Origin of the sequence: Bacillus sp. 22-7, assembly GCF_010628845.1 — a bacterium.
GTDB classification, from domain to species: domain Bacteria; phylum Bacillota; class Bacilli; order Bacillales; family Cytobacillaceae; genus Cytobacillus; species Cytobacillus firmus_B.
The window spans coordinates 40,008-64,379 of the sequence record NZ_NJQY01000004.1; the positions used below are offsets into that span (position 1 = coordinate 40,008).

General features: G+C 44.7%; 23 protein-coding genes. 17 read left to right on the forward strand and 6 right to left on the reverse strand.

Annotated elements, in window-relative coordinates; genetic code table 11:
- Window positions 1–73: 73 nt before the first annotated feature.
- Entirely contained in the window at window positions 74–718 is a 645-nt protein-coding gene (cbpA, locus tag CE058_RS02120; protein WP_163139988.1) for a cyclic di-AMP binding protein CbpA, read from the reverse strand.
- A 119-nt stretch (window positions 719–837) separates the two neighbouring features.
- Between cbpA and CE058_RS02125 the strand changes: the two genes are divergently transcribed.
- From CE058_RS02125 to CE058_RS02135, 3 genes are all read left to right on the forward strand, one after another.
- Window positions 838–1,503 carry a LytTR family DNA-binding domain-containing protein gene (locus CE058_RS02125; protein ID WP_206763087.1) on the forward strand — a complete coding sequence of 222 codons (666 nt, stop codon included), beginning with the start codon at window positions 838–840 and terminating at the stop codon, window positions 1,501–1,503.
- Between the two features lie 132 nt (window positions 1,504–1,635).
- Window positions 1,636–3,159: a succinyl-CoA:acetate CoA-transferase ScpC gene (locus CE058_RS02130; RefSeq protein WP_163139990.1), complete on the forward strand. Its 1,524-nt coding sequence runs from the start codon at window positions 1,636–1,638 to the stop codon at window positions 3,157–3,159.
- A 105-nt stretch (window positions 3,160–3,264) separates the two neighbouring features.
- A complete protein-coding gene (locus CE058_RS02135) occupies window positions 3,265–4,458 on the forward strand; it encodes a class I SAM-dependent rRNA methyltransferase (RefSeq protein WP_163139992.1) in 1,194 nt (397 codons plus the stop codon).
- 60 nt (window positions 4,459–4,518) lie between these two features.
- On the opposite strand, the gene CE058_RS02140 is transcribed toward CE058_RS02135, so the two are convergent.
- Window positions 4,519–5,565: a TRAP transporter substrate-binding protein gene (locus CE058_RS02140; protein ID WP_163139995.1), complete on the reverse strand. Its 1,047-nt coding sequence runs from the start codon at window positions 5,563–5,565 to the stop codon at window positions 4,519–4,521.
- Between the two features lie 81 nt (window positions 5,566–5,646).
- Between CE058_RS02140 and CE058_RS02145 the strand changes: the two genes are divergently transcribed.
- From CE058_RS02145 to CE058_RS02165, 5 genes are all read left to right on the forward strand, one after another.
- Complete coding sequence (locus CE058_RS02145; protein ID WP_163139996.1) at window positions 5,647–7,248, forward strand: ATP-binding protein; 1,602 nt, start codon at window positions 5,647–5,649, stop codon at window positions 7,246–7,248.
- Window positions 7,238–7,924, forward strand: coding sequence for a response regulator (locus CE058_RS02150; protein WP_163139997.1), 687 nt, complete (start codon window positions 7,238–7,240; stop codon window positions 7,922–7,924). Before CE058_RS02145 ends, CE058_RS02150 begins: the two co-directional genes overlap by 11 nt.
- Before the next feature lie 122 nt (window positions 7,925–8,046).
- Window positions 8,047–9,336, forward strand: coding sequence for a C4-dicarboxylate transporter DctP (gene dctP / locus CE058_RS02155; RefSeq protein WP_163139999.1), 1,290 nt, complete (start codon window positions 8,047–8,049; stop codon window positions 9,334–9,336).
- Between the two features lie 298 nt (window positions 9,337–9,634).
- Complete coding sequence (locus CE058_RS02160) at window positions 9,635–10,948, forward strand: MFS transporter (RefSeq protein ID WP_163140001.1); 1,314 nt, start codon at window positions 9,635–9,637, stop codon at window positions 10,946–10,948.
- 79 nt (window positions 10,949–11,027) lie between these two features.
- A complete protein-coding gene (locus CE058_RS02165) occupies window positions 11,028–11,873 on the forward strand; it encodes an STAS domain-containing protein (protein WP_163140003.1) in 846 nt (281 codons plus the stop codon).
- A gap of 41 nt (window positions 11,874–11,914) precedes the next feature.
- On the opposite strand, the gene CE058_RS02170 is transcribed toward CE058_RS02165, so the two are convergent.
- Window positions 11,915–13,597, reverse strand: a complete 1,683-nt coding sequence (locus CE058_RS02170; RefSeq protein ID WP_163140005.1) for a hypothetical protein — start codon at window positions 13,595–13,597, stop codon at window positions 11,915–11,917.
- A 137-nt stretch (window positions 13,598–13,734) separates the two neighbouring features.
- On the opposite strand from CE058_RS02170, the gene CE058_RS02175 reads away from it, so the two are divergent.
- The 6 genes from CE058_RS02175 to CE058_RS02200 all read left to right on the forward strand — a co-directional run bounded on the left by CE058_RS02175 (window position 13,735) and on the right by CE058_RS02200 (window position 17,033).
- Window positions 13,735–14,127, forward strand: coding sequence for a DUF3139 domain-containing protein (locus CE058_RS02175; protein ID WP_163140007.1), 393 nt, complete (start codon window positions 13,735–13,737; stop codon window positions 14,125–14,127).
- Between the two features lie 66 nt (window positions 14,128–14,193).
- On the forward strand, window positions 14,194–14,325 hold the full coding sequence (locus CE058_RS02180) for a hypothetical protein (protein ID WP_276570955.1): 132 nt from the start codon (window positions 14,194–14,196) through the stop codon (window positions 14,323–14,325).
- A gap of 96 nt (window positions 14,326–14,421) precedes the next feature.
- The gene (locus CE058_RS02185) at window positions 14,422–15,246 is read left to right on the forward strand and encodes an MBL fold metallo-hydrolase (protein WP_163140009.1); all 825 of its coding nucleotides are present in this window, start codon (window positions 14,422–14,424) and stop codon (window positions 15,244–15,246) included.
- Between the two features lie 58 nt (window positions 15,247–15,304).
- The gene (locus tag CE058_RS02190) at window positions 15,305–15,847 is read left to right on the forward strand and encodes a DinB family protein (RefSeq protein ID WP_048010542.1); all 543 of its coding nucleotides are present in this window, start codon (window positions 15,305–15,307) and stop codon (window positions 15,845–15,847) included.
- Window positions 15,840–16,361: a signal peptidase I gene (gene lepB / locus CE058_RS02195; RefSeq protein ID WP_163140011.1), complete on the forward strand. Its 522-nt coding sequence runs from the start codon at window positions 15,840–15,842 to the stop codon at window positions 16,359–16,361. The genes CE058_RS02190 and lepB overlap by 8 nt, the downstream gene beginning before the upstream one ends.
- A 78-nt stretch (window positions 16,362–16,439) precedes the next feature.
- Window positions 16,440–17,033 (forward strand): histidine phosphatase family protein, encoded by a 594-nt coding sequence (locus tag CE058_RS02200; protein WP_163140013.1) that lies wholly within the window; start codon window positions 16,440–16,442, stop codon window positions 17,031–17,033.
- Between the two features lie 100 nt (window positions 17,034–17,133).
- Here the strand turns inward: CE058_RS02200 and CE058_RS02205 are convergent, their stop codons facing one another.
- The 3 genes from CE058_RS02205 to CE058_RS02215 all read right to left on the reverse strand — a co-directional run bounded on the left by CE058_RS02205 (window position 17,134) and on the right by CE058_RS02215 (window position 20,117).
- Complete coding sequence (locus CE058_RS02205; protein WP_163140015.1) at window positions 17,134–18,186, reverse strand: DUF4179 domain-containing protein; 1,053 nt, start codon at window positions 18,184–18,186, stop codon at window positions 17,134–17,136.
- The gene (locus tag CE058_RS02210; protein ID WP_163140017.1) at window positions 18,183–18,752 is read right to left on the reverse strand and encodes a sigma-70 family RNA polymerase sigma factor; all 570 of its coding nucleotides are present in this window, start codon (window positions 18,750–18,752) and stop codon (window positions 18,183–18,185) included. The genes CE058_RS02205 and CE058_RS02210 overlap by 4 nt, the downstream gene beginning before the upstream one ends.
- Window positions 18,753–18,857: 105 nt before the next feature.
- Complete coding sequence (locus CE058_RS02215) at window positions 18,858–20,117, reverse strand: ATP-binding protein (protein ID WP_163140019.1); 1,260 nt, start codon at window positions 20,115–20,117, stop codon at window positions 18,858–18,860.
- Window positions 20,118–20,369: 252 nt separating this feature from the next.
- Between CE058_RS02215 and CE058_RS02220 the strand changes: the two genes are divergently transcribed.
- The 3 genes from CE058_RS02220 (at window position 20,370) to CE058_RS02230 (ending at window position 24,343) form a co-directional block, all read left to right on the forward strand.
- Window positions 20,370–20,843, forward strand: coding sequence for an ArsR/SmtB family transcription factor (locus CE058_RS02220; protein ID WP_242069088.1), 474 nt, complete (start codon window positions 20,370–20,372; stop codon window positions 20,841–20,843).
- Window positions 20,844–22,121 carry an MFS transporter gene (locus tag CE058_RS02225; RefSeq protein ID WP_163140021.1) on the forward strand — a complete coding sequence of 426 codons (1,278 nt, stop codon included), beginning with the start codon at window positions 20,844–20,846 and terminating at the stop codon, window positions 22,119–22,121.
- Window positions 22,122–22,255: 134 nt separating this feature from the next.
- Window positions 22,256–24,343: a catalase gene (locus CE058_RS02230; protein WP_163140023.1), complete on the forward strand. Its 2,088-nt coding sequence runs from the start codon at window positions 22,256–22,258 to the stop codon at window positions 24,341–24,343.
- Window positions 24,344–24,372 lie beyond the last annotated feature (29 nt).

Below are 24,372 nucleotides of genomic sequence, written 5' to 3' on the forward strand. Positions count from 1 at the left end.
CTTAGCGACACTAGAACGCGACTAACAATCAGTGGGGATAAGGAAAACCCCCACTGATTGAAGTTTCACTTTATCAGCATTCTCCATTATGACACTCGACTCCGATCACCCGGAATCCATTTATGTCCAGTTCTTTCTTGATTTTATCTAAAGTTTCTTCAGTCGTATCCTTCGGCAATGTAAAGAGGATACGGCGGATCAGACTGACATGGAAGTTGGATGAATCCAATGAGATGACTCCCTGGATATCGCTGTACTTACTGATAATACTGCTTATCTTTTTCAATGTTCCCTGTGTGCCATAGCTGCCTACAGTCAGCGTATAGCTTCCGCGGTTCAGTCCCCACGCTTCCTCCAGCAGCTCCAGTACGGCCGCATGTGTCAGTAATCCGACAAAATGCCCCTGGTCATTTTCAACCGGAAGATAAGGATATCTCTTCAGCGTGAAAAAGGCTTTCATGAAGGAGTCATCCTCATCAATTATGGTCTGCTGGTCTTTAGCCAGTGCCGTAATCGGCTCATCCAAAGAATGATTCTCCTTGTATTCTAAAATATCAACCTTATAAATATTGCCGACAAACTTTGTATGTGCCGCATCCAGTATAGGGACACAGCGGTAGCCAGTTTCATTTAAAAACTGCAGTGCCTGTTGCAAATTAAAGGTTTCATCACAAAACCGGACATCTTTTTTCTCCACCATCTGATGGCGAATCAGCATACGAGCATCCTCCTTTACCCCATAACCTTCTCTATTCTATGCCGGTGCCTTTTCGGCAATGATAAGAAATTAAGTGAATCCCCCTCCGAAAACTTGTAAAATAAGAAAAAGCAATCATCATGAAAGGTGCTGAAAAGAACGTGGAAAGCATTACAGTTGTATCGCTGCTGGATGTAATTGGGGAGCTGTTTTCCGATGAGATTTCCATAGCGGTTTCCAATACGAGTGAATATATTTATTACAGGCCGAGCAAGCGCATCGATTTGAAAATCAGGCCGGGGGACATGGTAAAGGAAGGGACCATCGCCTATAAGGCTTTAGGGACACAGCAAAGGGTGTCGGAGTTCATAGACCGTGAAGTGTTCGGTGTTCCGTATCACGGCATGGCTGTGCCATTTTTGCATGAAGGGAAGCTTGAAGGCTGTGTAACGGCGATTTTCCCGGCTTTGACGGACGGCAAATCGGTTGTGACGATGAAAACGAATGATGGCTGGATTCCGATTCCTTTTTCCGAGGTTGTATGCCTGGAGGCAAAGGATAAGAAGACCTATGTACATACAGGCGGCCATTCAGGCACCCATAAATACTCGCTGCAGGATTTTGAGTATTCGCTGCCTAAGGACAGTTTCATCCGCTGCCACCGCTCATTCATTGTAAATGTTAATCATATCAAGGAAATCTTTCCTGATACCCATTCCACCTTTCTCCTCGTCATGAAAAATGGGGACCGGGTGCCTGTCAGCCAGTCCTATTCCAGCTATTTCAGGAAATTACTCGGTTTTTAGAAAATTCTTTCTGTTTCAGTGGTGAAATTCGCTGTTTTATCGGAATTTTCCGTAAGTTAATCGGAAAAATCCTGGCTCCCTCTTTATCCAGGTAAAATGATTACATATATCTTGATAAAGGGGATGAGCATCATGGAGAAACATTTAGAACGGATTCGCGATAGCCGCCTGCATGACCGGGTAGTTACACCTGAAGAAGCAGCATCCTGGATTCAGGATGGCATGACTCTGGGGCTAAGCGGCTTTACACGTGCAGGTGATGTGAAAGCGGTACCATTTGCGCTCGCAGACCGTGCCAAACATGAGAGTTTTAAAGTGAATGTCTACACGGGCGCTTCTTTGGGATCTGATGTGGATAAGCTTTTTGCGGAAGCAGGGATTTTGGGAAAAAGGCTGCCATTTCAGGCCGATCCGACCATGAGAAAAGGGATTAACCAGGGGGATTTTCTATTTGTCGATCAGCATTTATCCCACACGGCAGAGCTTATCCGCGCTAATGTCATGGATCCTATTGATTTCGCTATTTTGGAAGCGGTTTCTATCTCGGAGGACGGGCTGATCATTCCGTCTACTTCTATCGGAAACTCACTGTCTTTCGCTGAAAATGCGAGACATATTATTGTTGAAATCAATTTGGCCCAATCCACACAGCTGGAAGGATTGCATGATTTATATGAACCTGGCAGGCAGGGGGAGCGTAATCCGATCCCGCTGACGAAAGCGGACGACCGTATCGGCGCTCCAGGAATTAATGTGGATCTGGATAAGGTGAGGGGAATCGTATTCACGAATCAGCAGGACTCGCCTTCGACGATCGTGCCGCCGGATGAAGAAACCGCCATCATGGCACAGCATCTGCTTCAGTTTCTCCGCGGGGAAATTGCAGCAGGAAGGCTGACAAATAGCCTGGCACCGCTGCAGTCGGGGATTGGGTCTGTGGCGAATGCCGTGCTTCATGGAATGCTTGACTCTGAGTTTGAGAATCTGGAAGTCTATTCAGAAGTGCTTCAGGATGCCGTATTTGATTTGATGGATGCCGGAAAGGTGAACTTTGCTTCCTGCTGTTCTATCACATTATCAGATGAAAAGATGAAAGAGGTTTTCACGAACTTTGACCGGTACAGGGACCGCTTAATCATGCGTCCTCAGGAGATTTCCAACCATCCTGAAATCATCCGCCGCCTCGGCTTGATTTCGATCAATACAGCACTGGAGCTTGATATTTATGGAAACGTGAACTCCACCCATGTCCTTGGAACGAAAATGATGAATGGCATCGGCGGATCCGGCGATTTTGCCAGAAATGCGCGACTGGCGATCTTCGTGACGAAGTCTATTGCCAAAGACGGCAAGATTTCAAGCATCGTCCCATTCGTCTCCCATGTCGACCACACCGAGCATGATGTAGATGTCATTGTAACAGAACAGGGCTTTGCAGACCTGCGGGGGCTGGCTCCAAGACAGCGCGTGGAGTTGATCATCGAAAATTGCGCACACCCGCTGTACCGCGACCAGCTTCGCGGCTATTACCGGGAAGCTCTCACAAGAGGCGGCCAAACACCGCACGTACTGGAAAAGGCACTCTCCTGGCACACAGACTTTGCAAAGAATGGAACCATGCTGAAAGAAACAGCGGCAGCTGCTGCCCGTCAGTGAAGAGATGGTGACAGGCACCTATACCACTTCATCCAAGTGGTATAGGTACCTGTCACTTTTAATGTTACAATGATAGCTATACTAACAAAATGATTGGGTGAATTTATGAGTAATGCTATCAAATTAATCGCGGCTTCTAAATATATGAATAGTTTTAGGGAGGGCTATCCGCTTGTGACGGAGGAGTCGGTGCAGCGGATTCCGAATGGCATCAAAGAGGGTGCGGTCATTGAGCTGACTGACGAGAGCGGCCGGTTTATAGGTAAAGGATATTATGGAAAGCAGAATAAAGGCAGGGGCTGGATACTGTCGCGAAATCCTCAGGAAACCTTTGATGAAGCATTTTTTGCGAAGAAATTCCAAGAAGCGTTAAGGAGACGGGAAGCTCTATTCCGTGATCCCGATACAACCGCTTTTCGGGTTTTTAATGGAGAAGGAGACGGAATCGGAGGCATCACGATTGATTATTATGATGGCTTTTATGTGATCAGCTGGTACAGTGAAGGCATTTATACGTTCAGGGATACGGTGATTCAGGCATTCATGAACAGTGCTGATGTAAAAGGATTGTATGAAAAGAAACGGTTTGCTGTAAAAGGCACTTATATAGAGGACGATGATTTTGCGGCAGGAGAGCGGGCCTCTGTTCCGCTGATGGTGAAGGAGAATGGAATCAGCTTTCCCATTTATCTGAATGATGGCGCCATGGTAGGTGTATTCCTTGATCAGAGGCATGTCCGGAAGACGATCAGGGACAAGTATGCAAAAGGAAAAACGGTCCTGAATACGTTCTCTTATACAGGCGCTTTTTCAGCTGCTGCCGCATTAGGGGGGGCAGTGAAAACAACCAGTGTCGACCTTGCCAACCGCAGCAAAAGCAAAACCATTGAAATGTTCAGCGTCAACGGCATTGATTTTGAGGCACAGGATATCATTGTGGAAGATGTGTTCAACTACTTCAAATATGCTGTCCGGAAGCAGCTGACATTTGATATGGTCATCCTGGACCCTCCAAGCTTTGCCCGTTCCAAAAAGCATACTTTCAGCGCCAGAAAAGATTATCCGGAATTGCTTGCGCAGGCCATTCAGATTACAGAAAAAAACGGAATCATTGTGGCCTCATCCAACTGCAGCACATTCAACATGAAAAAATTCAAAGACTTTATCAAAAAAGCATTCGCACAGACTGGGGACCGCTACAAAATTCTTGAGGAATTCACCCTTCCTGAAGACTTCCGCACCATTAAGGAATTCAAAGAAGGAGACTACCTTAAGGTAGCATTCATACAGAAGCTGTAAAAAAGGGGTGACAGGCACCTATACCACTTCAGCCAACTGGTATTGGTGCCTGTCACCTTTTCATTCATATTTACCCCGCAGTTCCTTCATCTCTTCCACCAGATTCTTCCCGATATCCTGTGAAAAGTCTTCATAGATGGGATCCAGCACAGCTTGCCATTCCTGTTTTTCTTCCGGTGTAAGTTCATGAATCTGAATGGAGGAATTCTGCCTGATTTTTTCAAGCAAATCTTCGTTCATGTCAAAAGCCATCCGGCTGTTCCATTCAGTTGTTTCTTCCATTGCCTCAAGCAGAATCTTCTTTGTTTCCTCACTCTGCTCATTCCAGACCTTCCCGCTCATCATCACCGCATATCCCAGATAGCCATGATTGCTGATTGTCATATGCTTTTGCAGGTTATAAAATTTCTTAGAGTAGATATTGGAAACTGTGTTTTCTTCTCCATCCACTTCACCTTCTTCCAGCAGCTTGTATGTGGAATTGAAGGAATCCTGAATAGCCTTTGCCTTCAGGCGGCTGAATTGGGCCGATATCACATCACTTTGCATGATACGGAAGGATTGCCCTTTCAGATCCTCGGGTTTTTGAATGGGCCCTTTATTCGTGGTGAGCTGCTTAAATCCATTTGGCCAGTGGGCGAGCCCTTTAATGCCGTCCCCCTGAAGAGAATCCAGCAGCTGCTCACCGATATCCCCATTCAGGCCTTCCAGAGCCGCTTTGCGCGATGGGAAGGCAAAAGGCAAATCCAGCACAGCCCACTTTGGGGAAAGCATCCCAAGCTTAGAGGTGGAAGGGGCAATAAAGTGAACCTGTCCTTCCTTAAGCGCATTAATTTCTTCAATATCAGAATAGAGGCTGCCGTTTGGGAACACTTCTATTTTTATATGGCCATCCGATTTTTCGGCGACAAGCTCTGCAAACCTTTGAGCGGCAAGGCCCTTCGGCGTATTTTCAGCTACCACATGGCTGAATTTGAAGACAATTTGATCCTTAAGCCCTTCCTGGTCATCATCGTAGGGAATCTCTTCCACCGGAAAAAAGCTTCGATAGCCAAAGAAGGCAGCCAGCAGCAAAACCATGCCGGCAAGGAGAACATAGCTTTTCATTTGAATCCTCCTTTTTAAAACTATTAATGTTATCATACTTACAAGAATTCTATCCGTAAAGACAGAAGGGAGGGACCCTTTGTGAATCAGCTGCCCATCCGCTGGAAGATTACCATATTGTCTTATGCAGTCGTTATTTTTTCTTTATTGATTGGCGGAATGGTCGTGATTGCAAACATCCAGGAGCAGGAAGAAAAAGAACTGAGGATACGCTCGATGAATACGGCCAGAACGGTGGCAGAGCTGTCAGATGTGAAAAAAGGAATCCTGCAGCCGCAGGGCTGGAAGACGGTTAACAAAGTTGCTGAGGAAATCCGGATTATCAATGAAACCGACTATATCGTTATCATGAATATGGAGCGTATCCGCTATTCCCATCCGGTTCGGGAGCTGATCGGCAGGCCTTCATCAGGTGAGGATGAGAAACCTGCTTTTGCCGAGCATATCTATTTTTCCAAGGCTGAGGGAGACGTCGGCACCTTTATACGCGCATTCATACCGATTAAAGATGAAAGCCTCAATCAAATCGGTGTGGTTGTTGTCGGCAATAAGATCCCTTCGATTACGGAGATTATCACAGATCTGGCAAATGAGATCAGCATCATTGTGCTTTTGACGCTCATATTTGGACTGATCGGTTCTTTAATGCTCGCCAATCATATTAAAAAGCAGATGTTCCAGCTGGAGCCCCATGAAATCAAACGGATGCTGGAGGAAAGGACAGCCACTTTCCACTCGATCAATGAAGGCGTAATTGCAATCGATAACCAGGAAAACATTACGATTTTCAATGAAAAGGCAAAGAAAATTTTTAATGTATCAGGCAAAGTCGCAGGCAAAAAAATCAGAGACGTGCTAAAAGACACAAGGCTTCCGGAAATTGTAGAAAGTAATCGAGCCGTCTATAATGAACAGATCATTGTAAGCGGCAAGGTCATCCTGAGCACCAGAATTCCCATCCGGAAAGACAATGAGAAGATCGGAGCTGTGGCCATCTTCCAGGACCGCACGGAAGTTACGAAGCTTGCAGAAGAGCTGACCGGTGTAAAAAGCTTTGTTGAGGCGCTCAGGGTGCAGAACCATGAACATATGAACAAGCTTCACACCATTGCGGGATTGATTCAGCTCGGGAAAGCTGACAAAGCACTCCAGCTGACGTTTGATGCATCTGAAGAGCAGGAAAACCTCTCGAATTTCCTCAGCGATAAAATCAGGAACGATGCCATTGCAGGGCTTTTATTAAGCAAAGTAAGGCGTGGAAAGGAATTGGGCATCTCGGTGGTCATCGATCCAAAGAGCAGCCTAGAGGAGTTCCCGGAGCGGCTGGATCATCATGATTTTGTTCTGCTTCTGGGGAATCTGATTGAAAATGCTTTCGGTGCCTTTGAGCATAGTGACCGGGAAGATCGAAAAATTGACATCAGCATTGAACAGACCGTGGAGATTTGTGCGGTGCTGGTGGAAGATAACGGCAGCGGGATAGAGGAAGCGATATTGCCGAAAATATATGAAAAAGGATTTACCGCCAATAAATCTGGCGGGACAGGCTACGGGCTTTACCTTGTCAAACAAATTGCAGAAAAAGGCGGGGGAGCGATCGAGGTTTCAACACACAGGGATGAAGGAACCTCTTTTACAATCGTTTTTCCGATGGAAGCGGAGGGAGAAACATATGGCGGTTAAAGAAGAAATCAGTGTGCTGCTGATTGAAGATGATCCAATGGTCCAGGAAGTGAATAAGGAATTTATTGCAAGTGTGCCCGGATTTACGATCATCGCTGCGGCCGGGAATGGGGAGGAAGGCATTGCCCTGGCGAAAGAGCTGCAGCCTGACCTTGTGATTTTGGATATTTTCATGCCGAAAAAAAATGGAATCCAAACCCTGCAGGAATTCCGGAAGCAAAACCTTGTTTCTGATGTCATTGTCGTATCCGCCGCAAAGGATAAGGAAACCATTAAGCTGATGCTTCAAAACGGCGCCAGGGATTATATTATCAAGCCCTTTAAGCTGAACAGGATTCAGCAGGCCCTCGAAAAATACCGCCATTACAGGGAAAGCCTGAAGGAAGCGGGCACTCTGTCACAGGAGCAGCTCGATGCTCTGCTTTATGCCAAGCAGGCGAAGAAAGAAGAAAACGTATTGCCTAAAGGGCTGAATGAATTCACTTTAAATGAAATTACCGTATTTATGAAACAGCAGACCGAACCCCGCTCTGCCGAAGAAGTTGCGAACGGCATCGGCATTGCCAGAGTCACCGCCCGCCGCTATCTTGATTATCTTGAAAAAAGCGGTGCGATCCGGCTGGATGTGCAGTACGGAGGCGTGGGCAGACCTGTGAATCGGTATGTCATCGTTTAGCTGCATTCCCGGAGACCAAAATGAACAAAACATCCGTTATGACCATAAACTTCTCTCTTTTATCTGAAAACGCTATCATTTCTAATAGAACGAATAGTTAGAAAAAGGGAGCTGAGATAAGAGTGAAGAAGCAGCGGATTTATAAGAATCTAACCTTTCAGGTGTTAACGGCTATTTTTATCGGTGTTATGGTCGGGCTGATTTGGCCGGAAGTCGGAAAAGAAATGAAGCCGGTCGGCGACACCTTTATCAACGCAGTCAAAATGGTCATCGCCCCAATTATTTTCCTGACCATCGTCCTTGGAATCGCTAAAATGGGCGATATGAAAAAAGTCGGCAAAGTGGGCGGAAAAGCGTTCATCTATTTTGAGGTGGTTACTACACTTGCTTTAATGATCGGTCTGATCGTCGTTAATGTCATTAAACCAGGTGCAGGCCTGAACTTTAATGAATTGGAAAAAGGAGATGTTTCACAGTACACAGCCAATGGCGGAGAGGGCATCAATTGGATTGAGTTTGTGACACATATTGTTCCTTCCAACATGGTAGATGCCTTTGCAAAAGGAGATATCCTGCAGGTATTATTCTTTTCTGTTCTATTTGGTGTCGGTTTGGCGGCTCTTGGGGACAAAGGCAAAATCGTCATTGAGTTTTTGGATAAGCTATCATTAGTTTTCTTTAAAATTATCGGCTATGTCATGAAGGCAGCTCCGCTTGGTGCTTTTGGCGCGATGGCCTATACAATTGGCCATTTCGGACTGGCATCACTTGTTCCGCTTGGCAAACTGATGATTTCCGTGTACGTGACAATGTTCTTATTTATCTTTGTTGTGCTAAATATTATCTGCAAAATGTACGGATTCAGCTTATGGAATTATCTAAAGTTTATCAAAGATGAAATACTAATCGTATTAGGGACAAGTTCTTCAGAATCAGTGCTTCCGAGAATGATGGATAAAATGGAGCGCATCGGCTGCTCCAAATCGGTTGTGGGTCTGGTCATTCCAACAGGTTACTCTTTTAACCTGGATGGTACATCCATCTATCTGTCCATGGCGGTTGTATTCCTTGCACAAGTGTTCGGAGTAGATCTGACAATAGGCCAGCAGGTTACCATTCTATTAGTGCTCATGCTGACTTCAAAAGGTGCCGCGGGTGTAACAGGCAGCGGATTTATCGTATTGGCATCGACGCTTGCCGCCCTTCAGGTTATTCCTCTTGAAGGATTGGCGCTTCTTCTTGGCGTAGACCGCTTCATGAGTGAAGGAAGAGCAATCGTGAACCTGATCGGAAACGGAATCGCAACAATGGTTGTAGCAAAGAGTGAAAATGAATTTGATGAAAATAAGGCTAAGAAAGCCATCAGTGAAATGAAATTAATGAAGCAGGAACAGCAAAAGCAGGCAGTATAAATGGAAAGGCCATTCCGATAAGAGGGATGGCTTTTTCTCATTTATTGTCGAAAATCCTACTGAGCAGACGACAATTTCTGCAGCTATTTCCCGGGAAAAATTCAGATATGTAAGTACTTCTTGTTATTTCAATCAAACGTTTGATTGAAAAGTAAATTGTTGAATAAACGCGAAAGGTAAACATAATTTAGAAAGTTACAAAAAATATATGGTATGATTATTTTTAAAAAGTGACAGGCACCTATACCACTTGGACCAACTGGTATAGGTGCCTGTCACCGGAAAGAAGGTTCACATCGTGAAGCGCTTAAAGGTTCATTATGCGTGGATAATTTTAGTCCTGACGTTTTTGGCTTTGCTTGCCGCGCAGGGTGTCCGATTGTCGTTCGGCGCGTTTATGGCGCCATGGGAGCATGAGTTTTCCGCAAATCGCAGTGTTATATCGTTTATAGCCTTTGTCAGCTATATTGTTTTTGCCATTTCACAGCCGTATGTCGGACGGCTGATTGATAAATACGGCATCCGTTATATTCTGTCCTTCAGTATACTGGTTATTGGCTTTTCAACAATTCTGACCTTTTTTACCGCCAATCCCGTCCAGCTGATGATTATCTACGGTGTGATTGCCTCCGTTGGCTTTGGCGGTGCATCCAATGTAGCAGGAACGATGGCAGTGGCGACCTGGTTTGCCGATAAAAAGGGTATGGCAATGGGACTGATGTCTGCAGGCACAGCCGCAGGACAGCTTATTCTCGTCCCGCTGTCCTTATTCCTGATTGATCTGCTGGGCTGGAAGACAACCGTACTTGTGCTCGGCTTCTTTTTGATTGTAATCATTTTCCCGCTGCTTTTGCTCTTTATCCGCTCGAACCCGGCAGATCTCCAAATCGATGCTTATGGGGCAAACGTGAGTGACAGTCAAAAGGGGAGGCAGGGAAAAAAGGAAGCACCAAAAGGAACGCTTTCCATATTTCAGCTCTTAAAGCGGAAAGAATTCCTATTTCTCATGCTCCCGTTTTTCGTGTGCGGAATCACCACTACTGGCCTGATGGATACTCATCTGATTCCCTTTGCCCAGTATTGCGGATTTTCGCCTGGTGTAACGGGAGCTGCTGTCAGCCTGCTGGCCGGCTTTAATATTCTTGGAACTGTCATTTCGGGGTTCCTCGCAGACAAATGGAATTGCAGAAAAATCCTTGCCTTTCTCTATGGAGTACGGGCGTTAACCATTGTTCTTCTGCTCATCATCGTAAATGATGCGTCATTGTTTGGCTTTTTCGTCACTCAGTCCCATCTGCTCATTCTGTTTGCCATCAGCTTTGGGATTGTCAATTTTGCCACCGTCGCACCAACCATGAAACTGGCTGCAGAATATTTCAAACATCTGTCCGCAGGAGCCGTAATCGGCTGGATTTATTTGAGCCATCAGCTGGGTTCAGCTCTCGGTTCATTCGTTCCTGGTGTATTATTTGATCTGACAGGCAGCTATGACAGCTCTTTCATTGCATCCATCATTCTTCTGGTATTCGCCTCAGTCTTTAGCATAATGCTTCCAAGGCAGGGGGCAGACTATCAGTATGCAAACAGCAGGAATTTGGCGGAAAATAGGTAGGAGCTTAAAAATGACACTTTATTTCTCTTCGGTTAAAATAAAAATATTGAAATAACAGTTGGGTTAGGGGAGACGGGGCATGCATCGTAATCATGATCTATATCAATTTTTCCTTGAGAAAACATGGGACTTAACAGAAGAATGGTATAAAAATGTGAACAAAGAAGAAAGCGGCGGGATTTATACCTCGGAAGACCCCGCTGTAATTGAAAAAGTCAAAAAGCAAAATTATGAATTCCACAAGCAGTTCTCCGAAGTCTTCAATAAAGAAGAAGAAGCGTTCTTTAATGATTTGGAAGTCTGGATTGTCAAAGTGGCGCAGGATGATGAACATCTCCGCACACCTCTTGAGATGATCCTCAAGGAGTTCTTTAACACTCAGGAACAGTATTTAAACCTGCTTGAGCAGTTCCTTGAAACCAATCAGGGCCAATATGATGACAAGCAAATCGTCTTATGGCGCAGGATGATCATCAGAACCATTGGGGAAGTAGTTACCTGGTTCACGGAAGAGTATAATAACCATTCCCAGAAGAGGCTGCAGGCTCAGCAGGCTTTAATCCTTGAGCTCAGCTCCCCGGTCATCTCATTGACAGAAGATATCGCACTTCTGCCGCTTGTCGGGGATATTGATACAGCACGAGCGAAAATCATGCTTGAAAATACACTTCAGCAATGCAATAAATTAGGCGTCAACCAGCTGTTCCTTGACCTTTCAGGCGTAGTCATGATCGATACAATGGTAGCCCATCAGCTATTCCAGCTGATTGAAGCTCTAAGCCTGATCGGTGTAAAGACTACAATCTCCGGCTTAAGACCGGAAATTGCCCAGACAGCAGTACAGCTCGGACTGTCTTTTGATCACGTCAGCATCAAATCCACGCTATCTAGTGCCATTAAATCAGCGAATATCATAGCAGGGTAATAAAAAACACGATGAAGACAGTTTTCATCGTGTTTTTGCATCTATTCCAATCCTTTAATGCTCATTTCCTTCACAGGCAGGAATGCCTCACCTGTATCCAGATAGTTAACGCTGACCTGATCACCTTCCTGCAGATAAATGGCCATCGGCACGGTTTCGGATGAAACCACATAGCTTTGCCGGTTGTCCAGAAGGAATGATACGACCGTGAAATCACCGGATTTCTCCTTGTACACCCGCACCACAGTGCCGCCTATCTGTTTTTCCTCTGCTTTCGAGCTACCGTCTACTGTGCCTCCGCCCCGCTGCAATGCAGTTTTATACAAACGCAATGCTTCATTTGGCGTCGTTCCATAAGCGGAAATTTCCGGATTGGCAGCTGATACAATGAAGTAGTTCTGCAGGAATCCGTTGGCATCAAGCACAGGCGTCAGCCAGCTCGCTTCCCCGTAGAAGTTATACAGAACAGGCATTTCCCCGCTCCATTTCTTCTCGATGAATTTTTTCTCGATAATCTGGAGGGCACCCTGCGAATCCATATAAGATTCCTCAAGATTGCCTGTAAAGAAGGTGGCTTTGCCCGTCCTTGAATTTGTCAGAGAATAGCCCAGCATCGAATCGACGCCTTCTTTTGGACTTGTAAAATCAGTGAAGTAGTACATGTCGCCATTTTCATCAAAAATTGGACTCACATTGGCTTCTGTTCCCTCATCCGATGGAATCCTTACATCTGACTTTCCGAATTTGCTGTTCCAGAAGCCATGGACGTAATTTCCGAAATAGCTGTTCTGCAGGCTGACCGTTTCAGGGGAAACTGCTCCATCAATAAAGGCCGGCACATCCGCAAGTTTATAAGACTTCGTCTGTCCGCTCAGCGGGTCAACCATGACCACTCCTTTAACGTCAAAGCCATTTCTCGCCGAAATAAATTCTCCATACGAACGGATATAAAATGGTTTTCCGTCGTCATCCACTTCCAGCTGAACATCTCCGTAAAAGATGGCCTGCGGATACTGCATCCGGATATGGCGCTCTATATTTTTATTAAAATAAGAAGATGGTGTGTACACCATATCGCTCTTCACGAATTTTGGATTAGCTGAGGAATCAGTCGCGCTAATTGTAAAATAGCCTGGTGTCTTATCCCCATTCCACCATTTGAAAAAGCCCGAAAACTCTACAGGCGCAATATAAACATACTCTCCATTGACTTTCTGGATCTGCAGGCTGCCAAGTTCATAATAACTCGTGTTCGGAACCTGCCCGAAAGCCTTCTTCATCTTATTGCGCGCAAACTTCGGCGGAACGCTCGCCGGTGTTTCTTTTTCATCAAATGTTTCAATCTCCGTTTTTTCCTTCATTTTGGCACTTTCATACTTATCGTCCGCATTAAACAGGAAAGCTGTCAGAAAGAAAGCCCCTGCAGCTAAACTAAGGACAAACACACCCGTTTTGATCATACGCTCTCGGCCAGTCGCAAAAACAGCCCCGATTACAGAAGCGATAACCGCGAACAGCCACAAACTGGTTAAGTTCCGGTCCAGATTGGTGAAATAGTACACGGCAAAAACAAGCAGTACAGATACAGCGGCGGTGGCGGCCATAATTCCGGTTCCCAGTTTCCTGCCTTCCTTTTCCTTCGCCTTCGGTTTATAGCTGAACGGAATCAGCAGGATCGAAATCGCCAGTCCGGCAATCAGTGAAAAAATAAAAATATTTCCCATTATGAATCTCTCCTAAAATAAGTTCGTTAGTATCTAATACGGGTGGCATGCAAAAAAGTTTCAAAAAGAAAAAACTACCACTTTAAGTTCTTATTAGTGTAAAATTACACTGTGATGAAAATAGGAGTGTCAAATACATGAAAAAATTACTGTTAATTATAGCGGGCTTGTTATTTCTGACTTCACCCGCCCTTTTTCTTTATGTATTGAATAATGGAAATCCGATCATGAACAAGTGGATAACACTTGAAGTGAAGGCGCATCTGGATGTAACAGGCTATAGCAAAAGTGATTTTCAAAAGCACAGCTATAACATACCTAAGGTGGACATCAATCATGACTTCTACCATACCCACTATTATGTCATTTTCAAGGATGAACCGAACATCATTTATTACTATGGTAAAAAGAAGTGGTTTGGAGATGTCGTTCAGTTTTGTGAAAAAGAGGACGCTGCCACATATGAGTTTGTAACGGAGAATACGGAACATAACGAAGAAGCCTGTATCTCGATGCTGGATAATCGTTAAAAGAAAGAGGAATCTTCCGCCCCGAGCCAGAATAGGATTAGCATTGCCTTACTAAGGAGTTTTTTTATGATCAAATATGAATTGGCTATACCGGATCAGGCTCAGTTGTTTCAGTTATATGAAAATGACGGCTGGAATGACTTCTTGAAGCTGACTGAGGTTTTCACATTAAGCTTAAAGTATAAGTCCTCAGTCTAAAGCTGTAGCCGCTTTCAGCCGAAACGGCGATTTAACTGAACGTTTCCAATAGTAAACTGGTTAATATAACCAATATGAGAAACGGAGGCAATATCTATGGAAAAACATATATGCAAAACGTGCGGAACGCAATTTCCACCATGCGATCATCAGCCTGAAAGCTGCCCGATCTGCATGGAAGAGCGCCAGTATGTTAGACCCGGCGGCCAGGAGTGGACTACTTTACATGAAATGACGGAAAGCCAAAATTATATGAATGAAATAAAGCAGGAGGAAGCCAATCTTTACAGCTTGAAAACAGCTCCGGAATTTGCCATCGGCCAGACAGCCTATCTTATTCAGCAAAACGGTTTTAATCTGATGTGGGATTGCATCACCTACCTGGATGAGTGCACGATTGAAGCCATAAAAGAACTGGGCGGTATTAGCGCGATTGCACTGTCCCATCCTCACTATTATTCAGCACAAGTTGAATGGGCGGAAGCATTTAATGCGCCGATCTATATCCATGAAGACGACAGGGAGTGGGTAATTAGGGAAAGTGACCACATCATTTTCTGGAGCGGAGAAAGTTTTAAAATTCTTGATGGCCTGGTCATCCACCGCCTCGGCGGCCATTTTAAAGGCGGTGCTGTCCTTCATTGGGAAAAGGGGAATGGGGGCAAAGGCGTCATGCTTACCGGCGACATCATTCAGGTCGTTGCGGACAGGGAATGGGTCAGCTTCATGTACAGCTATCCGAACCTCATTCCGCTTCCCGCTGAAACGGTTGAAAGGATGGCCGGCAAAATCAAACCGCTGTCATTTGACCGGATTTACAATGCGTTTCACAGAGTGGTAGAAAAAGAGGCAGACCTTGCAGTGCAGCGGTCAGCCGAACGGTATGTTAAAGCAATCAGGGGCGAGCTTTTTCAGACCTGAAGTTGGCTCTTTATATGAAAATTTAGTAAAATAAGGGAATAGAATGGGAGGGAACGAGATGTTAAAGAAACCTGGATTGGATGAGTATGCACCGTATTATAAGAAATATGTCAGCTCTGTACCGGAAGGGGATCTTCTGCAGATCCTTGATGAACAAATGAAGGAGACAATCAATCTGGTCAAAGATCTGAATGAAGATCAGGCGCATTTCCGCTATGCTCCGGAAAAATGGACGGTTAAGGAAGTGATCGGCCATATTACAGATACTGAACGCATCATGAGCTACCGCCTGCTTTGCATTGGAAGAGGGGAGATGGCTGAGCTGCCGGGCTATGATGATAACCAGTATGTAAAGAATGGCAAATTCAACCGCTTCAGCATTGGGGAGCTTTCAGCACAGCTGTCCCAGGTTCGCCAAAATACGATTTCTTTACTGAAAAGCCTGGATGATGAAGCACTGCTTGGGCGAGGAAATGCGAACGGCACTGGGGTAACTGCCCGGGCCATTGCCTATATCATTGCCGGACATGAACTTCACCACCGCACCTTAATCAAAGACCGGTATCTGGGTGCTGAAAGCTTTGGAGGAGCACATGAATAAGCATGAAATAGCGAGCTGGCTCAAGTCTCTTCTGATTGCCTTTGGAATTGCACTGGTCATCAGGGTCTTTCTTTTTTCACCCTACTATGTGGAAGGAGCCTCCATGGATCCGACCCTTCATGACGAGGAAAAAATCTTTGTTAATAAATTTGAAGAACTGAACAGAGGCGATATTGTCATCATCAGGGGCGATGAAAAGAACTATGTAAAGAGATTAATAGGCTTTCCTGGCGATGAACTGGAAATGAAGAATGACCAGCTGTATATTAACGGCCAGCAATGGAATGAAGACTACCTTGACGAAAATCGCGAAGCAGCAGATGGAATTGTCAGCAAACTGACCGGTGACTTCGGCCCTCTCACGGTTCCGAGTAATCACTATTACGTTATGGGGGACAACCGCCTTGTCAGCCTGGACAGCCGAAATGGGCTCGGTTTTATTGAGAAAGAGCGCATCATCGGCGTCAGTGAATTTGTCTGGTATCCTTTTACAAGCATGAGAAAAGTAGATTAGATAGGGAGCAAAGACCGCTCTTTTACTTAGATAAGGCAACTCATAACAATCTATTCAAAAGAAAGGATGTTTTTACATATGACAAGAATCGGATTAATCCGGCACGGAATCACACCCTGGAATAAGGAGGGACGGGCACAGGGAAGCTCGGATATTCCCCTTCATGAAGAAGGTTTGGCTGAGGCAGAACGCCTGGCCGAACGAGTTAACGGCGAAAAATGGGATGTTATTTACTCCAGTAATCTCTTAAGGGCAAAGCAGACGGCAGTAGCAATCCAGGAGAAAATCGGCTCCATTCCCCTTCACCTCGATCCGAGGATTAGAGAAGTAGGCGGCGGGATGATTGAAGGCACAACCGAAGCCGAACGCCTTGAAAAATGGGGCAAGAATTGGCGTGAAATGGACCTTGGTTTCGAGCCGAAAGAAAGTGTTATAAAAAGAGGGCTTGGTTTCCTGCAGGAGATTACAGAAAAGCATCCGGGTGAAAACGTGCTGATCGTAAGCCATGGCGCCTTTATTCGTCATCTGTTAAGAGAACTGGTTCCGCATACAGACCTTTCCACTCCGCCGAAGAACACTTCCATCACAGAACTGTTAATAAAAGAAAGCAAGTGGAACTGTGAGCTGTATAACTGCACGAAGCATCTGGAGGCGGAGCAGATCGAATCATAATGAAAGAGACAGGCGGAATCGCAGGCTTTTCCTGGGAGAAAAAATAAAAGCCTCCCCGAAACGGGAGGCATCTTCTAAATAAAGCTTACCTGTACATATTTTAATTTATTTTCTTTTTATCTTTACTTAAGATCGTCAGCTCATATGGGTCATTTCGAATATCCTCTGCTTTTTCATGTGTTTGTAAGAAGCTCTTGATTTCCTCTTCAATACGTTCTGCCAGCACCTTTGCATCCGGGTCATCTGCTTTCACGGATGTTTTCACCTTGATTTGCAGCGGGAGAGGATGGAAAGAGTATGAAAACCCCTTTACCTTGAATTCTTTGTTTTCCATCAAGCCGCTTGCGATGACGTGAATGACTCCGGCTTCATCCCATCGCTGTTCCTGTTCTCTGGCCTCCATATCAATCTGTCTAATGTCAAATTTGAACCCCTTTCCATATTCACTTGAAATGGAATTCAATAAACTATTAAGCTCGTCAGTCCTTTTTTCGGTCTTCGGAATAGCCACAAAAATATATTTCTCAATTTCATTAATCCTGGCCTGAACTGGGAAGGCCATCGTGTAATTATTCGCTTCAAGCGCTTTAATGATTTTTTGTTCCAGCTCCAGGCTGTCAGCTTGCTGCTTTTTCATTTCAGGGGTTTCTTCTGGTATCGTGTTATCATGTTTGTCCCTTTTTATTCTGATATCATACGCACCAAAGTTATGATCTTTTAATGAGTGACTGAAGGTTTTTTTTACATCTCCTTTAATGCTGTTTACATCCTCCTTTGTTCCTCCAAGCCAGACGGTTAACTCTTTATCAGGGATGGAGGCATCCATTCTTCTTAAGTCATAGCGATGCTTATTAGCAGTATCACTAATGACATCATATAAAGCATTTTTGTATTCTTCCTGTTTTATAAATACGCTGAAGTAAGGAATCTTGGCGGCAACCTTTGCCATTCCGGGAGAAAAATAAGCTGTCCCGATAAAAAGAATGAACAAAGCTGCTGCAGCTGTACCTGCGTAAGCCCATTTCTTTTTCCGGCTTATTCTTTCTTTCTTTTGAAAAGAATATGAGTTAGGTCTTACAGCTTTTAATACCTTTTCTTTCTGTCTATCCTCGAATCGAATTTGATTATCAGGGTATTTAAAATGATTGGTCATGTCTGTTCATCTCCCTTCTCTGAAAGAACGTCCTTTAAGGAATTTCTTGCCCGGTGAAGCCGCGTTTTGACTGTATTCATATTTATGCTCAGGAGGTCGGAAATTTCGCCAAGCGTTAGTTCTTCATAATAGTGAAGGATAATGACTTCACGCATTTTCAAAGGGAGCCTAAGAACTCTGCTATACAGATACTCCTTGTTTTCTATATGAAGCAGCTCAGTTTCAACAGAATCCATTCGGTCTGCAAGCAGGGATCCAATCCATTCTTTATAAAATAAATTTTTATAAGACCAGCTTTTTAAAACATCCTTGCATTTGTTGACAGTGATCCTGTAAAGCCAGGTTTTATAGGCAGCTTTCTTCTGAAAACCTTCAAGGTTCTGATAGCAGCTAATAAAAACTTCCTGAGATACGTCTTCAGCCAGCTGCTTTTGTTTTAAATAGGAGAAGGCAACCCTGATAACCATGTCCCCATATTTATCCATGAGCCAAATAAGCTTCTCTTCTTTGGACTCTGTATCGGATTGAATGGGCGGCCCTTGATTGTCTGTTATTTTTACCAGCATGTTTATGCTCCTTTCGTTGGTAACACTTAGACGAGGGGTACTGGCTGGAGGTTCCATAAAAACTGGAAAAAAGAAAAACAGCAGTGTTGCCCCTGCTGTTTTTTGTTAATCCTTATGTAGTTCCGATTTATAATTCGGAAAAGTAAAGCTGAAAACAGTTCCTTTATCGACTTCGCTTTTGACCCGGACATTACCATCCATGGCTCTTACAATACTGAATACGACCATCATTCCAAGGCCGGTCCCTTTGGAGCCTTTAGTAGAATAATAGGGTTCTCCCAGGCGCTGAAGCTGTTCGGGAGTCATGCCTACGCCGGTGTCTTTTATTTCGATGGTGATCTGGCTGCTGCTGTAGTGCGTTTCTATGTATAATTGCCCGCCGCGCGGCATGGCCTCGATTGAATTTTTAATTACATTCAAGAAACATTGGTGGAATTTTTGCCGATCCCCCTTAATCGATCCGAGGAGGGAAAAGTGGGCATTGACTTCGACGGAATTCTGGTTGGCTGTCGGCTTTAATATATTCAATACCTGCATGAGCTCTTTTTTTACATTGATCTCCTCGATCTTATCTAAGGATGGCTTGGAAAAGGTTAAATAGTTCTGGATGACCTGCTCCGCTGATTCCAGCTCAGCCTTCACAATGCTTAAATATTCCACCCTTTTTCGCGGTGGCAGCCGCTGCTCCTGCAAAAGCTGAACAAATCCGATAGCGGCTGTCAGGGGATTGCGTATTTCATGGGAGATGGCTGCACCCATTTGCTCGACAGCTTCAAGTTTTTCGGCCCGGACGAGATTCTCACGCATATCCAGATTCCTTTTAGTAAATTCAAATACATATGTAATCATAAAGACACCCAGTGGCGGAATCATCAAATAGGCAAACCAGGCATCGAACCGGTTTTGTGGCGGTGCGCTTATTTCCATTGCCATGACCGTCAGTACACTTAAAATTAGGGTAATGAAAACCGAAAAGCGAATCCTTTTTCGGGGCACCTGCTTCCAAAACCAGGGATAGAGCTTCCAAAGAATAATTCCCAGGGGCAAATATAAAAGAATATTAGAATAAAACCCAGGCTCTATTCCATAAAAACTTCTCATCAAGATCACAGTCCCGGCCAATGTGAGACCGAGCCCGGCATATAAACCGCCGATGATGACAGGTATCAATCGTAAATCAAAAAAATAATGGGGGCTTGTCTGAAAGGAAAACTGAAAGCATATCCAGATCATGAACAAAAGCCATACAAAAGAGCAGGCTTTGGAAAATCGGAATTTAGAACTTTTTTCCGCCCATACAAGCACAACAAACAAGATAACGATCAAGAGCGATAGATTAAAGAAAAGATGCTTTGTAATTTCCATCGTTTCACCTGCCTCTTCGTGAGGTTATAAGAAAATTCTATATTGTTTTACTATTTATGACAATACTCATTTGCTTTTTTTATATAATATTGTCAGAAAATACGAAATTGTGGAGGGTGGGACGAAGAATTCATGTAAAAAGATAAACTGTTACAACGGATTTGTATTTTTCATTTTAAAAAAATGTATCATTCTAATTTTTTAGAACGTATAATAAAATTAGAATATATGAATTAGAAAGGGTGAACCATCTTGGATTTAATCAAGAAAACGATGGAGATCAATCTTGAACAGCAGAAGCTGATATCCAGCCCGTTAAGGATTAAAATTATATATCTTCTCGCTAAAAGTCCCATGACAGCCAAACAGGTTGCCGAAGAGCTTGGGAAGTCTGCTGGAAGCATTCATTATCATATTCAGCAGCTTTATAAAGGCGGAATACTCGAGATTGAGGAGACGAAAGAAAACAGGGGAATTATCGAAAAGTATTACCGTTCAAAAGCGACCCAATTCAACTTGAAAGAAAGCGGACAGGAGAAAGGAGAAAGCTGCAGCACCATGGGAATAAACATCTCCCTCACAGAAGAAGAATTAAAGGGATTTCAGGACGATTTTTATGATTTGATGGTTAAATACATGGAAAAGAGCGTAAAGGGAGCTCTAAAGCGCAATTCTTATGAGGTTTCCTGCAGCTTCAAATTGCTTGATTCCGAGGAGGAAGAATAGATGGAAGCACAGATTAAAAGAAATATAACACTGTTTCTGGCAGGGAAATTGACAGCGGTGCTCGGTTCCTCCATTTACGGATTTGCCATTGGCTTATATATCCTTTCAGAAACAGGGTCCAGCCTGAATTTTGCCATAACCCTCATTCTTAGTGCACTGCCAAGAATCCTGCTTTCTCCTGTTGCGGGCGCACTCAGTGACAGATGGGACCGCAAAAAAATCATCATTATTTCCGATTTCGCCTGTGCCGTCTGGCTTATTGCCATTTTTCTTCTGTACCTTTTGGTCACACAGGAAATCTGGCTCCTTTACACAGCCACAGCCGTTTTAAGCATTTTGAATACTTTTTATTCAGCTGCAGTCACTTCAGCAATTTACAACATGGTCGGTCCTGATACTCTGCAAAAAGCAATGTCACTCAATCAGGCCGCAGCTTCATCATCCTCCATCTTGGGACCCGTTCTTGGGGGCGTCTTCTTTGGCATCTTTCATCTATCAGTCTTCATGCTTATTAACATCATCGCCTTCACAGTCTCCGGCATCACCAGTTTACTTATTCAATACAATCTATTTGCAGAAAAAAAAGAAAGACCAGAAGAAAATGGAATGATCTACGATCTGAAAATGGGTATTTCATATGTGAAAAATCAGCCGTTTATAAAAAATCTCATTATCATTAGCATCTGGCTGAACTTTTGGTTTGCGGTTTTTCCCGTTGCCATGCCTTATCTGGTTCTGACTGTGCGGGAAATGAGTTCACTCCAGCTGGGCATCATTGAAGGAGCCTTTTCCGTCGGGATGCTGATCATGTCGGTCGTTCTATCTGCCCGTCCCGAGGTAAAGAGAAAAGAAGTGACCATTTTTGGGGGCGTAATGGCCATGTCCCTTATCATTGCTCTGCTTGGCCTCCCGAATTTTCCTGGCCTAATGGGCATTTCAAACAGCATCATGTTTCCTTTTTTAATAGGTCTGGTCCTGCTGCTATCTTCAGTTATCATGGTAATCAACATTCCAGTAATGGTTCTGCTGCAAAAAGGCACGCCTGATGCCTATCGGGGCAGGGTCATGTCACTCCTTGAAACAGGAGCAAGTGCCATGACACCACTGGGCTTTATCTTTTTTGGATTTTTACTCGAAAAATTGCCTGTCTGGATCCTGATGGCTGCATCCGGCGGCAGTATTCTGGTGCTAATCCTGTATCATTTGCAAAAAAGAACCTTTATCCAGCTGCTGAGAGACGCGGATCAGCCTAAAACTGAGATTAGCCCACAAGCCTGAGAGAAAGCAGTTTTCTGCTGCTTTCTTTTATTTTGCCGTTTACCGCCTTCATTCTGGGGTATTTCAACTTATAGATACATAGATAACATCGTAACCCCGAAGCAATTGCTTCTTTATAAAAGGAGGAAGGACATTTGAAACAAGATCCGCAAAATAAAAGCGTAAATGAGCACAGCAAAGACAAGCAGCTTGAGGAGTTTCGCATGGATAACACAGGCAAGAAGCTGACAACGAACCAGGGGGTAAAGGTTTCGGAGGATGAGCATTCACTGAAAGCAGGTACCCGCGGACCGACGCTGATGGAGGACTTTCACTTTCGGGAAAAAATGACGCACTTTGACCATGAGCGCATCCCTGAACGGGTTGTTCATGCCCGCGGGTTTGGCGCACATGGCTATTTCCAGGTGTATGAATCCATGGCAGAATACACTAGGGCCAAGTTTCTGCAGGACCCATCTGTCAAGACCCCGGTCTTTGTGCGTTTCTCGACAGTTGCCGGCTCCCGCGGCTCGGCAGACTCTGTACGTGATGCCCGCGGCTTTGCCACCAAGTTTTACACGGAAGAAGGCAATTATGATTTAGTAGGAAATAATATTCCGGTGTTTTTCATCCAGGATGCCATCAAATTCCCGGATCTCGTTCATTCATTCAAGCCGGAGCCGCATAACGAAATGCCGCAGGCTTCAACGGCCCATGATACGTTCTGGGATTTTGCAGCCAACAATACGGAAACAGCCCATATGATCATGTGGACGATGTCAGACCGTGCCATTCCGCGCAGTTTCCGCATGATGGAGGGCTTTGGTGTTCACACGTTCCGATTTGTGAACGAGCAGGGGAAGGCGCGTTTTGTGAAATTTCACTGGAAGCCTGTTCTGGGCACGCATTCCCTGGTTTTTGACGAAGCCCAAAAGCTCGCCGGAAAGGATCCGGATTTCCACCGCCGTGATCTTTGGGAAGCCATCGAAATGGGGGACTACCCTGAATTTGAGCTCGGCGTTCAAATGATTGAGGAGGAAGATGAATTTTCCTTTGATTTTGATATCTTGGATGCAACAAAGCTCTGGCCGGAGGAAATGGTCCCGGTTAAGATCATCGGGAAAATGACCCTCAACCGTAATCAGGATAATGTATTTGCTGAAACAGAGCAGGTTGCCTTCCACCCGGGCCATGTCGTACCTGGCATTGATTTTTCAAATGACCCATTACTGCAGGGCCGCCTGTTTTCCTATACAGACACACAGCTGATCCGCCTAGGCGGTCCAAACTTCCATGAAATCCCGATCAACCGTCCTGTATGTCCATTCCACAATAATCAGTATGACGGCTATCATCGCATGACGATCAACAAAGGGCCGGTTGCTTATCATAAAAACTCGATGCAGAATAATGATCCAAGCCCTGCCACAGCAGAAGAGGGCGGCTATGTTCACTATCAGGAAAAGATCGAAGGGCGCAAAGTGCGCCAGCGCAGCGACAGCTTCAAAGACCATTACAGCCAGGCGAAATTGTTCTGGAACAGCATGTCTGAAGTGGAAAAACAGCATATGATCGAGGCGTTCCGCTTTGAAGTCGGAAAGGTTCAGAACAAAGATGTGAAGCAGCAGGTTGTAGACATGTTCAGCAACGTAGATAGCTTCCTGGCTGAGCAAATTGCCCTCGGAGTTGGCGCAAAAGTGCCGGATGCTGCGAATGAATCCAAAGTGACGCATTCTTCACCAGCATTAAGCCAAATGAACACAGCCAAATCACCTAAGACCCGAAAAGTCGCCATTCTTGCTGATAATGGCTTCAGCTATACTGAAGTCAATAGCGTAATGGAAGCTTTGAAAAGTGCCGGGATTATGCCTGAAATTGTCAGCAAAAACCTGGGTATGATCAAAGGAGACGGCGGAGAACTGGAAGTTATGAAAACATTCCTGACTTCACACTCCGTTATGTATGATGCCATCTATGTGGCAGGGGGAAAAGAAAGTGCCAAAGCTCTGAAAATGATGCCGCAGGCAAAGGAATTCGTCAGCGAAGCCTACAAGCATTTTAAAACCATTGCGTTTGGCGGTGAAGGAGCCGAACTGCTGCCTGCAGAAGCTTTAAACCTGCTGGGGCAATCCCAAACTCTTTCCGATATGGGAATCGTCGAAATCAAAAGCGGCGATGCTTCCTCCAGTGAGAATTTAATTAATAGCATTGCAATGCACCGTCATTGGGGCCGTGCCATATAAAATCAATGCCAGCTGCCCGTTATCGGGCG

Excerpts from the sequence above, each read along its gene's own strand:
- CE058_RS02165 (WP_163140003.1), top strand. The coding sequence starts at position 11,028 with ATGCATCGTAATCATGATCTATATCAATTTTTCCTTGAGAAAACATGG.
- cbpA (WP_163139988.1), bottom strand. The coding sequence starts at position 718 with ATGCTGATTCGCCATCAGATGGTGGAGAAAAAAGATGTCCGGTTTTGT.
- CE058_RS02150 (WP_163139997.1), top strand. The coding sequence starts at position 7,238 with ATGGCGGTTAAAGAAGAAATCAGTGTGCTGCTGATTGAAGATGATCCA.
- CE058_RS02180 (WP_276570955.1), top strand. The coding sequence starts at position 14,194 with ATGATCAAATATGAATTGGCTATACCGGATCAGGCTCAGTTGTTTCAG.
- CE058_RS02225 (WP_163140021.1), top strand. The coding sequence starts at position 20,844 with ATGGAAGCACAGATTAAAAGAAATATAACACTGTTTCTGGCAGGGAAA.
- CE058_RS02190 (WP_048010542.1), top strand. The coding sequence starts at position 15,305 with ATGTTAAAGAAACCTGGATTGGATGAGTATGCACCGTATTATAAGAAA.
- CE058_RS02170 (WP_163140005.1), bottom strand. The coding sequence starts at position 13,597 with ATGGGAAATATTTTTATTTTTTCACTGATTGCCGGACTGGCGATTTCG.
- CE058_RS02205 (WP_163140015.1), bottom strand. The coding sequence starts at position 18,186 with ATGACCAATCATTTTAAATACCCTGATAATCAAATTCGATTCGAGGAT.
- lepB (WP_163140011.1), top strand. The coding sequence starts at position 15,840 with ATGAATAAGCATGAAATAGCGAGCTGGCTCAAGTCTCTTCTGATTGCC.
- CE058_RS02215 (WP_163140019.1), bottom strand. The coding sequence starts at position 20,117 with ATGGAAATTACAAAGCATCTTTTCTTTAATCTATCGCTCTTGATCGTT.
- CE058_RS02135 (WP_163139992.1), top strand. The coding sequence starts at position 3,265 with ATGAGTAATGCTATCAAATTAATCGCGGCTTCTAAATATATGAATAGT.
- CE058_RS02185 (WP_163140009.1), top strand. The coding sequence starts at position 14,422 with ATGGAAAAACATATATGCAAAACGTGCGGAACGCAATTTCCACCATGC.
- CE058_RS02125 (WP_206763087.1), top strand. The coding sequence starts at position 838 with ATGAAAGGTGCTGAAAAGAACGTGGAAAGCATTACAGTTGTATCGCTG.
- CE058_RS02130 (WP_163139990.1), top strand. The coding sequence starts at position 1,636 with ATGGAGAAACATTTAGAACGGATTCGCGATAGCCGCCTGCATGACCGG.
- CE058_RS02210 (WP_163140017.1), bottom strand. The coding sequence starts at position 18,752 with ATGCTGGTAAAAATAACAGACAATCAAGGGCCGCCCATTCAATCCGAT.
- CE058_RS02140 (WP_163139995.1), bottom strand. The coding sequence starts at position 5,565 with ATGAAAAGCTATGTTCTCCTTGCCGGCATGGTTTTGCTGCTGGCTGCC.
- CE058_RS02200 (WP_163140013.1), top strand. The coding sequence starts at position 16,440 with ATGACAAGAATCGGATTAATCCGGCACGGAATCACACCCTGGAATAAG.
- CE058_RS02175 (WP_163140007.1), top strand. The coding sequence starts at position 13,735 with ATGAAAAAATTACTGTTAATTATAGCGGGCTTGTTATTTCTGACTTCA.